Genomic DNA, 11,446 nt, shown 5'->3' on the forward strand with positions numbered 1-11,446 from the left:
CCGGCTCGGGCGCGATGCGCTCCGCGACTCCGAGACTGACGGTCACTGGACCAACGCTTTGGAAACGATGAGCCTCGATCGCTTCCCTGATCTTTTCTGCGAGCGCGGCGCTCCCGCGATAACCCGTCGACGCCGCGATCACGACGAATTCTTCGCCGCCCCAGCGGAAGAGCATATCTATCGATCGGATGGTTTTCCGTACGACGGAAACGAGCTCACGAAGCACCGAGTCTCCGGCCTGATGGCCATAGGTGTCGTTGATGCGCTTGAAGTGGTCGATGTCGAAGAGAATCAGGGAGACAGGCTGTCGGTGACGGACGCTTCGTTCGATTTCGGCGGCGACGACCTCGTCGAAATGGAGTCGGTTCCAGGCGCCGGTTAAAACGTCTGTGGAGCACAAACGCCGAAGCGCCGAGACCTGCGCTTGGAGTTGATCAAGCTGCCGAAGCACATTTTCGTCGGCCGCATCGTCGAAAATCAGCATCGATCCGGCGGGCAGTTCTACGGTCTGGGCTCGGCAGGCCACGGGATCGTGAACGCCATAAGGAATTTTGAGCGTCTTCCAACCTGCGCCGCGCTCGTGAATGGTCTTTCGCACTGTTGGGGAATGCAGGATTTCCTGCTTATACTTCTGGTTGAAGAGCTTGTTGACCAATACGGCTTCCCCGGTGTGATCGAGCACTGCGATCGGCAACGGAAAGCACTCAATGATATCGACCTCCGCTGGCTTTGGCGCCAGTTCAGCCGAGCCCCGGCCGGCGGCGCGCTTCAGGGTGTCGGCCATATTCCTCTCCAATGCAGTTGCGACGCGAGACGCAATGGAAAACCGTAGGCTTAACGCCCCCAGTCACAAAGGCGCGCGGCCCGTCGTTTCGACCGCGCTTACGTTCTGGGATGCACGTCACGGCACGGGCGGTCGAAGCTGATCGAATTGGCGGCGCCGGGCGAAAGCCGTAAAAATCCGGACGGGCCGAGGTTATCGCCAAGCTTATTGCGTGCTCGGATCAGGCTGCGCAAAGACATGCTCCGAACCAGCCGAGAGATTAGCCCCTGACAGGAACCATACACTCCCTAGTCGTCGATCTGCGGCCCGAAATTTTTGTCGGCGAGAACCAAGTCGGCCTTCGCGCCTGCAAGGCCAGGCGCGCATTGTCAAGCTTGTTTTGCGCGGGAAGAACACGTGCGGATAGGGCCGGAATGGACAACCTGTCGCAGGGTAGAAATGTCATTCCATCGCTCCGTCTGCTCTTATCATTAGCACGGAAAAAGCCTTGAATGGGTTGGGACCGCGCGTTGGCGCCGCATTTGAGGCACACAACCGCAACCTAAGGTTGCTCGTTAAAATTTTCTGTTAACGTGGCATGTCGAAGTGACGTCAAGATGCGCGGACGACCCGCTCGCGATAGAGTGGGCCACGGCTGGGAACGGCCCTTCAGTGAACTCCCCTTTCCCATTGAAGGCTGCCAGTATGTTCTTGCGTTGGCGCTAGAGCGCAGGAACTCGTGGGGCGATCGCGGTCAGGTCGGCAGCGGCAAACGCGCGGACGTCATGGAAGGCGACGACGAAATCGAGTGACACGGCTATGGCGGCGCGCAACGCCGGGCCGCGTCAAAATCGACGATATCGCCGGGCCAGAACGTCGGCTGGCAGACTTTGCCGTCGTTTATTGGGAGTGCAAATCTATGGGAATTGCACCGCGAGTTCGAGGAAATGGCTGCACGCCGCGCGCAGACTGACGGCGTCCATCCATGTCCACTCGCCGTAATCGTAGCCTTTGATCGCGGCTCGCCGGTGTTCCGGCAGCCATAGCATCAGAATGCGATCGTCGCCGGCTTCTGGTTGTTCATAGATCTCGATCCGTACGTCGCCGCCGAATTGCTCCCAGACATCGATGAGCGCGTATCGGTAAGGGGCAAGCGTTGGTCGAACATCCTGGATTTCGTCGAGATAGGCGCGGGTTCCTTCAGCGTCGGCAAAACGTCTGTCGGACTTGAGAACCATCATCAATATCGGCTTCATGACACACATCCGTGATGACTGCGTCCGTTTCGACAAATTACGCTTTCATGCCCCGTTCACAAGCCACGTTTCCGTGGAACGCCGGTTTGTTCGGCTACGACCATAACCTCGACTGCGCGCCGTCCCTTCCCCACCATTCCCATGAGATTGCCCTTGAGCGACGCCCACGTCATAGTCTCGCCTCATGACCAGCCCCTCCCACCCGAGCGATTTCGTCATTGTCGCCGATGTTCACATCCTCGACCTTGAGCCAAGGGTCAGTCGCACCCTTGAGTTGCCTGTCGATTTCAATTTCGCTGAGCTTCATGAAGTTCTTCAGGCGGCCTTCGGTTGGACAGACAGCCATATCCATGAATTCAACGTTGGCGGTTTGATCATCGGCGCGCCGGAATTCGACGATCACACGTGGTCCAGGCGGCAAACCTTTGAAGCCACAGAGGTCTGGCTTCGAGACTTGGTGTTCCCCTGCGAGGAGGACGCCAGCCTTCGGATTCTCTATGTTTATGATCCGGGCGACAACTGGCGCCACCAGATGGTGTTGCGCCGCGTTCCTGCGCAAGCCGGCGTCAAATATCCGCGATGCGTCGCCGGCGAACGATCCTCTCCTCCCGAGGAGGTAGGCGGGACTACGGGTTACGTCGACTTTCTCGAAGCTTGGCGCGATCCGACGCATGAAGAGCACAGGGCGATGCGGCGGTGGGCCGGGCGGAAATTCGACCCCGAGCGTTTTGATCTCGACGCCGCCAACAAGGCGATCAGAAAAGCTCTTCGGCTTTCCCAGGGCGAGTACGGCTTCCGATTAAGGCGTCCCTGAAAGAGGATTAGCAGACTTGGCCAGCGCGCCTGAAGCCCCGCACAAGGAGACGCTCGTCGGATCGGTCGAGCGGGTGACGTTCCACAATGAGGACAATGGATTCGCTGTCCTGAAGGTGAAGGTGCGCGGTCAACGTGATCTTGTCCCGGTCGTCGGCCATGCGGCTTCGATCTCTGCTGGCGAGTTCATCCATGCCGTCGGCGTCTGGTTCACCGATCGGACGCACGGGCTGCAATTTAAGGCCGACTTTCTCAAGACGACGCCGCCGACGACCGCCGAGGGGATCGAGAAATATCTCGGCTCGGGCATGGTGCGCGGCATCGGCCCCAAGCTCGCCCAGCGCATCGTCGCCGCCTTCGGAGTAGGAACCTTCGAGATCATCGAAGCCGAGCCAACGCGGTTGCGGGAGGTGTCGGGCATCGGTGAGATGCGGGCGGCGCGGATCGCCGCCGGCTGGGCCGAACAGAAGGCCGTGCGCGACATCATGGTGTTCCTGCACGCCAATGGCGTGGGAACCTCGCGCGCGGTTCGGATCTTCAAAACCTATGGCCACGACGCCATTCAGGTGATGACGGAGAATCCGTATCGGCTTGCGCGCGACATTCGCGGCATCGGTTTCCGCACCGCCGACGCCATCGCCATGAGGCTCGGCTTGACCAAGGAGTCTCCTCAGCGCCTGCGCGCTGGCGTCTCCTTCGCCTTGCAGGAAGCGACCGACGACGGCCACTGCGGATTGCCCCGAGCCGAGCTGATCCATTTAGCGACCGACCTCCTTGACGTTCCAGCCCGCCCCATTGAGGCCGCGCTTGCGGAGGAACTGTCGGCTGGGGAAGTGGTCGCTGACGCCATCGAGGGAACCGACTGCATTTTCCTGCGCGGCCTTTATGTGGCCGAAAGGGGCGTCGCCGACCGGCTGTTGTCCCTGTGTGACGGCGCGCCGCCCTGGCCGAGAATTGACGCTACGGTCGCGGTGGGCTGGGTCGAGAAGAAGACGGGCAAGACGCTGGCGGCGTCACAGCGCGCAGCCGTTACTATGGCGTTGCAGTCGAAGGTCGTGGTCGTGACCGGCGGCCCGGGCGTCGGCAAGACCACTTTGCTCGACGCCATTCTCAGAATCCTGACGGCCAAACGCACAAAAATCTTGCTCGCCGCGCCCACGGGCCGCGCCGCCAAGCGTATGACCGAGCAGACCGGCATGGAGGCGAAGACCATTCATCGCCTGCTCGAAACCGATCCGAAGGAAGGCGGCTTCAAACGCGGCGCCGACAACCCGCTCGACTGCGACCTGCTGGTCGTCGACGAGGCCAGCATGATCGACGCGCCGCTCATGTTCGCCTTGCTAAAAGCTTTGCCGACGACATCGGGGCTGATGCTGGTCGGCGACGTCGATCAGCTTCCTTCCGTCGGCCCCGGTCGGGTGCTCGCCGACATCATTGAATCCGGCGCGCTTCCCGTCGCCCGCCTGACCGAGGTGTTCCGGCAGGCGGCGGAAAGCCGGATTGTGGTCGGCGCCCATCGGATCAACGAAGGAAAAATGCCGGAATGGCCGCGACGCAGCGAGGATGCCGACTTCTTCTTCGTCGAGGCGGCCACGCCGGAGGAAGGCGCCGCCAAGGTCGTGGAGATCGTGCGCGACCGCATCCCGCGGCGTTTTGGCATGGACGCGGTCGGCGACGTGCAGGTGCTCTGCCCCATGCAGCGCGGTGCGCTTGGCGCGCGATCGCTCAACGCCGACCTGCAAAAGGCTCTTAACCCCAATCCTTCCGATAAGATCGAGCGGTTTGGTTCTGTGTTCGCGCCGGGCGACAAAATCATGCAGACCGAGAACGACTACGACAGAGAGGTTTTCAACGGCGACCTCGGGCGTGTCGCTCGCATCGACCGAGAGGAAGGCGCGCTTGTCGCAAGTTTCGATGGTCGTGAGGTGACTTATGCATTTGGGGAGTTGGACGCCGTCGTTCCTGCCTACGCAACCACGATCCACAAGTCGCAGGGGTCCGAATATCCCGCCGTCGTGATCACGTTGGCGACGCAGCACTACACCATGCTGGCGCGGAACCTGGTCTATACGGCGGTCACCCGCGGCAAGCGGTTGGTGGTGATCGTGGGGCAGAAGCGGGCTCTGGCGATCGCCGTCAGGAATGCGCGGGCGAACAAGCGTTGGACGAGGCTGAAGCAGTGGTTGGCTGCCCGGGCCTGACCAGCATGACCGGTCGGGTCTTGGCTTGGGCTCTGTCCGTAGCGGAACGCCGCATTGGGCAATCGCGTCTGAGAATGCCGCTGCTTGGCCTAACTGCGGTCAAGCGGTTGCCGGGGCAGGACGAACGAGCGCCCCGCTTCTATTCTGCTGCGGCTTTGTCCGCAGTCTTTCTTCTGGGCGGCTTCTTTCCGACGGCCTTCTTCGCTGGTTCGCCAGCCTTCCGGCCCAACCCGGCGCTCTTGGCCAAGGAGGATCGCTGGGCCGAATAGTTTGGCGCAACGATCGGATAGTCGGCCTTCAAGCCAAATGTCGCGCGATATTCATCCGGAGACAGGTTGTGTTCGGCGTCGAGATGGCGCTTGAGCGCCTTGAACGGCTTGCCGCAGCACAAGCACGTTAAAGCATCCGGGTTGATGGATTTCTTGACCGGAACCGCCGGCTCAATCCTCTTTGGCTCTTCAATTGCAGCAGGCGTCGCTGTTTCCGTCGCTAAACCGAAAGCCGTCTTGACCGTCTCGATGACGGATGTGAGATCGGCAGGCACGACGGTGTTATTGGCCAAATAGGATGATAAAATTTGCGCCACAAGCGCCATATTGTCATTCTCGGCCATAAGCGTTCCTCACGAGTCGCAATTGGTTTCCCGTGTGTAATAAGCTCTTTTGCAAATTATAAGTCAAATTGTGAATTATTCAGGCTCGCTCTTGGTTAAAGCCAACAAAAAGCATCACTGATAATGGTGGAATACGCACCAGACCAGGCCAAGCGGGAGCTTTTCGGGGTTACGAATTCGTTCGTCAATGGAAAAAGGACCCGCCCCGGCTCGCACGAATTATGGCGGCGCACACAGTGGTAGAACGGAAATAAGAAGGCTGCGGACGTCCACCAAAAGTTCTTCGGTTGGCGCGCAACGATGGAGGTTGAAAGTTGTGTGCTGCGTGCCAGAGCTATGCTTGTGACAAAAGTCCGACGGCGTCTGCGGCGTTTCACGCATCAGAGACGAATAGCCCTTTTGAACGCAAGGCTCCCATAAGTTCTATCTCGCTGTATGCAAATCGCGCCTTCACGCGCAAGAGCGGCAACCCGGCCTCGGCGCAAACGCGATCAACCAGCACATCGCGCCGTCGGCGTTCAACACGTTCATGGGACGCGTCGTCCACTTCGATGATCATTATCGGATCGAGCGTCGAACGATTGCAAATCACGAAGTCGACGCTCTTGCCAAAGACCTGCCGGCGCGCCTTGAAATCTTTCCGAGCGCTTCCGCAACTTTCGATATCGACGAGATCGGCCAACCGCACCTGGACAAACACACGATGACCTGATCCGACGACGCGGTCGAGCGCGCCAAGAAACTTCTTTTCGTTTGCGCTGAGAAAACGTCCGCGGCGATAGCGACACTTCAGTCGTCCCCGGAGAAGGACGACCGCGCATACGAAACAGACGACGCCTGCCGCCAACAGCCAAATTGCTTGATCCAACATTCTCGTCGTCCTGTTTCAAGGGCTCAGACCGGCGATCCGCACGGGACGCGGTTCTTCGTTCTTGTTCAGCGTCGCGTCAATCTCGTGCCGACAAGCCTCGATCTCACGACGAATGATCGTGAGTTGCTCCGCCGCTATCGGCGCGCCTGGCGCGACATGCCCTCCGGCCTTGGCGAGCCCCATGAGACGCCGCACCGCCTCACGCGCTGGTCCAGGCTCAGCGCCGGCGGCCGCCTCGACCGCGAGCAATTTGTCGATCGTCTCCAAATCGGCGGACTCGATCAGGTGCTCTCCGCGCGTCGGCTCCGGCTCACGGTTCCGCGCAACCGCGGCCCGCTCAAGCATGGATGCGAGCAACGCTTCGAGCGATTGCTCCGGCGCCGGCATGTCGCGGGCCTGTTCGCCCGCCGCCCGAAGCGCCTCGGCGATACACGTCTCCGCGTCGCGCCCGCCGGCGGCCGCATGTGCGAAAGCCTTGATCATGGCGTCGAGCGCCGGCGTCCTGTCCGCGCGCCGGCCATCGGCTCCAAGGCCGCGCTCGATCCGAGTCGCCAGCGCGTCGGCTTTGGCGGCCTCGGCTTTGATCTTGGCGATGTTCGGCGCAGGCAAAGCCAGACAGCGGTTCAAGCGCATTGGGCCGGCGACCTTCACGTCGGCATGAAACAGTTTGGCGTGGATACGTCGGCCGCCGAACAGAATGATCGCCTCGCCCTCGATCAGGCTTTGCAGGTCGCGCCAGTCGATCCGTGACGTTTCTCGGAGGTCCGCCGATCGCGCGCCGGTGAACTCGCCGGATTCGTCGGCCTGAAAATTCGACACTTGCGACACAATCGTGCGCCCCGCCGTGCCCTCAATCCATTCGCGGGTTCGGTTGGCGTCCTGAAGCCGCATGGCCACGGTCAAATTGGCGTTGCCGAGCAGGGAGGCGGTCTTTTCCCCCAGCCGCGCCCAAAGTCCTGAGACTTCCTGAAGACCGAGCCAGAACATGAAGTTCAGGCCGCGGCCCATGGCGAGCATCCGATCCATGCCCGAGGTCGCGTAGCTCGCGACCTCGTCCAGCACCACATGGAACGGCGCGGCGCCTATGCCGGGCTTGTTGGCGACGATCGCGTCGTGATCGCCCTCCAGGCGCGACCCCAGCATTTGCGCCATCATGCCGCGCAGGGACGCCACCACGATCTTGCCGAGCGCGGCGAGACGGTCACCCGCGGAAACTCCAGCACCATGATGCCGCGATCCGTGGTCGCCTGCGCGATCGCCTCCATGGTCGCCAGGAGAACCTCGGAGAATGTCTCGGCCGCGATCGCCTCCACCCGCCAGGAGAAGAACGCGCCGATGTCGCGCTCCAGCTTCAGGCCGAAGGTCTCGCCAAAGGCGTCAAGGGCGATCGCCTCGCCGGACGAAAGGAAGACCGGCAGCAACCCGTCCGGCGCCGCCGCCATATCGGCGGGGATGACGATGGGCTCGCCCCCGTCCCGATCCTCCAGCACCACGTCGCGCCCGCTGTCGAGCAGGAGCAGGCGCACGACCTCCGCCACATAGGCGACATTGAGCCCCTCGGTCACGCGAACCTCCGGCATTTCCAGGCGGGAATGGCCGGGCGGAACGGGCCGACCAGAAGCCGGCGGACCAACCGCAACGTGACCGGAACGGTCATGCCGGCCCAGCTGATCACCGAGAACGACACCACGCCGATCAGCGCGATGTAAAAGGTCGTCCAGGACCAATAAACGACGAAGACGAGCACCGGCAGACAGGCGCGGGCGTCGAGCACCCAAACCCTGACCGGCTTTCCAGTATCACGCCACATGTCAAACCCTCCTCATTCGATCTCGCGCCGCACGGCGACGGCGGTTTCTTCGTTGATCCGCCCCTCCTTGAGCGCGTTCTCGATCGCGCGTGCATAGGGTTGGCCGGTGCGTTCAAGGCCTTCGATGGTGATCTGCGCCCAATCGTCAGCTCTCGCGGTCGCGAGACGCCGTCGGAAGTCGGCGTCGCACACCAGGAATTCCCGCAATGGGGTCCAGCGCCCGTCCGGCGCACGCACCAGCCTCTGGTTGATGACAAGCCGCAGCGCCTGCGCCAGCGCGATCATCTGATCCTTGATCTGATCGGGCGGCAGCAGACTGGCGACGCGCTGCATGGTCAGCGGGACCGTCTCCGCGTGCAACGTGGTCGAGGTGGCGTGACCGGAGATCGCCGCGTGAATCGTCGCCCGCATATGCTCGGGCTTGCGACATTCGCCGACGATGATGTCGGTCGGCTGGCGGCGCATCGCCCCTTCCATGAAGGCGTCGAAACTCGGCAGATTACGAGGGATTTCGCTCTGCGTGATCGTGCTCGTCGGACTTTTCACCCGGTCGAGCAGGAACTCGATCGGCTCGGCGCATTCGATGATGTTGTGATGGCCGTCAGGGTCCATCAGCTTCGCCATGGTCATCCCGCCGATCAGGGTCGATTTGCCCGATCCCGTCGCGCCCGAGACGATCATCAGGCCTTTGTTCATGCGATAATTGGCGAGAATGGCGGGCTCGACATTTTGCTTTTCCAACGGCGGCGGAAGATCTTTGACCGGCCGAATGACGGCGTGCATGCCTATCCCTTGGCTCGTCACCGAAGGCGTGATGTTGACGCGAAAGCGCAACACCTCCTTGCGCGGCACGCCGATCACATACATGACATTGATGTCCTGGCCGCTCTGCAGGCGCGCCATGCCATCCGCGCCATAGAGGTGATTGACGATCGCCGCCGAGTCCCGCTCGTCGAGGGCATGACGAGACTTGATCTTGTAGTTGCGCCCATAGCGACGGAACGCCGCCGGCTGGAAGGTGGCGAACTGGACCTGTTCCGCGCCGATGCGATGCGCATGGCTCATGAAGCTGTCGAGCCCCGGCGCATGATTTCGGCAGTCGACAACCCAGCGCTCGCCATTGTCTTGCCAGTCACAGTCGTCGACTTCGTCCGAAGGCTCGGGATGTTTGATCCTGTGCAGCATGGCGTCACCTCGGACAATCGGTGGAGCCGCCAGCCCAGGGCCGGCCGTTGGCGCGCAGGCCCGGCTGCGCCGTGATCCGCACCACGCGATCGCCGCCGCGCAGTTCGGCGCCGCCGCCGTCGACAGCCTTCTCGTTGAAGACGATGCGCGGATTTTCGACGAGGTTCTTCGCCAACAAGACCCGATAGCGGGCCATGCCCATGATGTCGCGCTGGAGCCGGCCGAGATCGGCGAGGTAGATATCGACCGCCTGCTTCTCGCCGCGCGCCCAGCCTTCGGCGACGAACTTGTTCCAGTATTCGACCTCCTGATCGGTGCGCGGCAGCACGGCGTCCGCCGGCTGGCGCGGCCAGCCCCAATCGCGCACGAGATAGCTCCGCCAGTTCGGCGGAGCGGAGGCCAGCCGCGCCGCGCGCGTGATCGAGTAGACGCAGGCGGTCTCGCGCGCGACCTGGCCCTGTTCGCTCAAAGCGAACGCCATTTGCGCTTCCGACACGATCGGCGGCACCATCAGAATGGCGCTGCCGGGATGGCGCAGCACGACCGCGTTGAAGTCATAAGTGCGGTCGAGCTGGTCCTCGTAGCGGCGCAGCATTTCGTTGAGCGCGAAAGCGCGGGCGGCGAGGCCGCCCTTGGCGCCATAGGTCGCGCCGGCGTCGCGCAAAGTCTCCTCGCGTCCCGGCTCCAGCGGCGGCGCGCCGGGAACGCCGAGGAGCGTCCCCGGCCGCGCCGCTTGCAACACCTCGAGCGACAGCGGCCGCTCGCCGCCGACCACGGCCGGTTGCTCCAGGGCGCCGGTCACCGGCTTGTTGAGGGGATCGCCCAATTCATGCGCGCGGCGGTCGACCTCTTCCGGCGAGGGGGCGGGTGGGACAGGCATGACGATCACGCCGTCCGGGCGATCCGTTGTAAATGGCGCCGATGGCGCGGTCGTCGCCGGCGGCGGCCCCTTCACGACAAGCGGGCGCTCCGTCGCGCTCGCCGCCGCGGATGCGCAGATCGCCGCCACAGCGACGCTTCCGAGGAAATGTCGCTTAAACAAGGTAGACAACCTCCACAAGATGATGCTGGGGATCGACGCGGACATGGGCTTTCGCCCCGGCCTGTTCGCCGAGTTCGCGGAGCAGGTCGTAGACCCGGCGCGGCCGGGGATCGATCGCGACCTGCGGGCGCTGCGTGAAGATCGATGCGTTCCTGATCACGACCTCGTAGCCGACGAGCCGCGCCAATTCGCGGACGCCGTCATCGAGCGCGCCGCTCCATTGGAACGACACCTCGCGGTCGAGCTCGCCGGGCGCGACCTTCGGTCGCCCCGCCGCCGCGGCCGCGGGCCTCATGTCGCCGATCCGCGCCATTTCGCGGCCGGTCTCCGCCATGCTCTGCTGCAGCGCCAGTTCGGCATTGGGCATGCCTGGGGTCGCCACGGTCGTCGGGATCGGCGTCACGGTCGAGCAGCCCGCAAGGCCGACAACCACGGCGCCAGTCGAAATCCATTTTGAAAGCATTCGCCTCATCGTTCACCCATCGCTCGTCCGTCCCCATCACCTTCCGGTGCGATGGCGCGAAGCCGAATAACGACGTGCAAAAAAGATGAGGGGCGCTGGAAGGCGCTCCCCGCTTGATAATGTTGATGATAGAATCTACATTAAAATAACGATCTATCTACATGGTGCGGTGATGCCGATTAACGTCAACAATCCCGAGGCGGACGCCCTCACGCGCAAGTTCGCTCAAATAGCCGGCGTCACCATTACGGAAGCGATCGTGATCGCGATGAAGGAGGCGATCGCCGCCCGCCGCAACGCCGAGACCCCGCAGCAGACCGCCGCTCGGCTTCGCGAGAAATATGGCGTCGCGCTGAGCCCTCAAGCCAAGACCCCGTTGCCGAGAGAGGCTTTCGACGAAATGTGGGGCGATCGCTGATGTTCGTGGAC

The 11,446-nt window shown here is 62.5% G+C and carries 13 protein-coding genes; 3 read left to right on the plus strand and 10 right to left on the minus strand.

Annotated features, from left to right (window positions below):
- A partial coding sequence (locus tag CFB24_RS23980) for a GGDEF domain-containing protein (protein WP_141098563.1) occupies positions 1-784 on the minus strand: 784 nt, incomplete at its 3' end.
- A gap of 896 nt (positions 785-1,680) precedes the next feature.
- Positions 1,681-2,019, minus strand: a complete 339-nt coding sequence (locus CFB24_RS21515) for a hypothetical protein (protein WP_088522669.1) — start codon at positions 2,017-2,019, stop codon at positions 1,681-1,683.
- Positions 2,020-2,203: 184 nt separating this feature from the next.
- On the opposite strand from CFB24_RS21515, the gene CFB24_RS21520 reads away from it, so the two are divergent.
- Positions 2,204-2,833: a plasmid pRiA4b ORF-3 family protein gene (locus tag CFB24_RS21520; protein WP_088522670.1), complete on the plus strand. Its 630-nt coding sequence runs from the start codon at positions 2,204-2,206 to the stop codon at positions 2,831-2,833.
- 16 nt (positions 2,834-2,849) lie between these two features.
- The gene (recD2, locus tag CFB24_RS21525) at positions 2,850-5,033 is read left to right on the plus strand and encodes an SF1B family DNA helicase RecD2 (protein WP_088522671.1); all 2,184 of its coding nucleotides are present in this window, start codon (positions 2,850-2,852) and stop codon (positions 5,031-5,033) included.
- A gap of 139 nt (positions 5,034-5,172) precedes the next feature.
- Here the strand turns inward: recD2 and CFB24_RS21530 are convergent, their stop codons facing one another.
- The 8 genes from CFB24_RS21530 to CFB24_RS21565 form a co-directional block, all read right to left on the minus strand.
- A complete protein-coding gene (locus CFB24_RS21530; protein WP_088522672.1) occupies positions 5,173-5,646 on the minus strand; it encodes a Ros/MucR family transcriptional regulator in 474 nt (157 codons plus the stop codon).
- Between the two features lie 373 nt (positions 5,647-6,019).
- Positions 6,020-6,517 carry a DUF2726 domain-containing protein gene (locus CFB24_RS21535; RefSeq protein WP_088522673.1) on the minus strand — a complete coding sequence of 166 codons (498 nt, stop codon included), beginning with the start codon at positions 6,515-6,517 and terminating at the stop codon, positions 6,020-6,022.
- Positions 6,518-6,532: 15 nt separating this feature from the next.
- Positions 6,533-7,690 carry a TraM recognition domain-containing protein gene (locus CFB24_RS21540; RefSeq protein WP_244593362.1) on the minus strand — a complete coding sequence of 386 codons (1,158 nt, stop codon included), beginning with the start codon at positions 7,688-7,690 and terminating at the stop codon, positions 6,533-6,535.
- A complete protein-coding gene (locus CFB24_RS21545) occupies positions 7,669-8,082 on the minus strand; it encodes a hypothetical protein (RefSeq protein ID WP_141098564.1) in 414 nt (137 codons plus the stop codon). Before CFB24_RS21545 ends, CFB24_RS21540 begins: the two co-directional genes overlap by 22 nt.
- Positions 8,079-8,327, minus strand: a complete 249-nt coding sequence (gene icmT, locus CFB24_RS21550) for an IcmT/TraK family protein (protein WP_088522675.1) — start codon at positions 8,325-8,327, stop codon at positions 8,079-8,081. The genes CFB24_RS21545 and icmT overlap by 4 nt, the downstream gene beginning before the upstream one ends.
- A gap of 12 nt (positions 8,328-8,339) precedes the next feature.
- A complete protein-coding gene (locus CFB24_RS21555; protein WP_088522676.1) occupies positions 8,340-9,512 on the minus strand; it encodes a type IV pilus twitching motility protein PilT in 1,173 nt (390 codons plus the stop codon).
- A gap of 4 nt (positions 9,513-9,516) precedes the next feature.
- Complete coding sequence (locus tag CFB24_RS21560; protein WP_244593361.1) at positions 9,517-10,392, minus strand: type IV secretory system conjugative DNA transfer family protein; 876 nt, start codon at positions 10,390-10,392, stop codon at positions 9,517-9,519.
- Positions 10,393-10,546: 154 nt separating this feature from the next.
- A complete protein-coding gene (locus tag CFB24_RS21565) occupies positions 10,547-10,921 on the minus strand; it encodes a DotD/TraH family lipoprotein (RefSeq protein ID WP_146610658.1) in 375 nt (124 codons plus the stop codon).
- A 268-nt stretch (positions 10,922-11,189) separates the two neighbouring features.
- Here CFB24_RS21565 and CFB24_RS21570 point away from each other — a divergent pair, with 268 nt between their 5' ends.
- Positions 11,190-11,435 (plus strand): type II toxin-antitoxin system VapB family antitoxin, encoded by a 246-nt coding sequence (locus CFB24_RS21570; RefSeq protein WP_088522679.1) that lies wholly within the window; start codon positions 11,190-11,192, stop codon positions 11,433-11,435.
- Positions 11,436-11,446 lie beyond the last annotated feature (11 nt).

This window comes from Rhodoblastus acidophilus (assembly GCF_900187365.1).
GTDB lineage: Bacteria > Pseudomonadota > Alphaproteobacteria > Rhizobiales > Beijerinckiaceae > Rhodoblastus > Rhodoblastus acidophilus.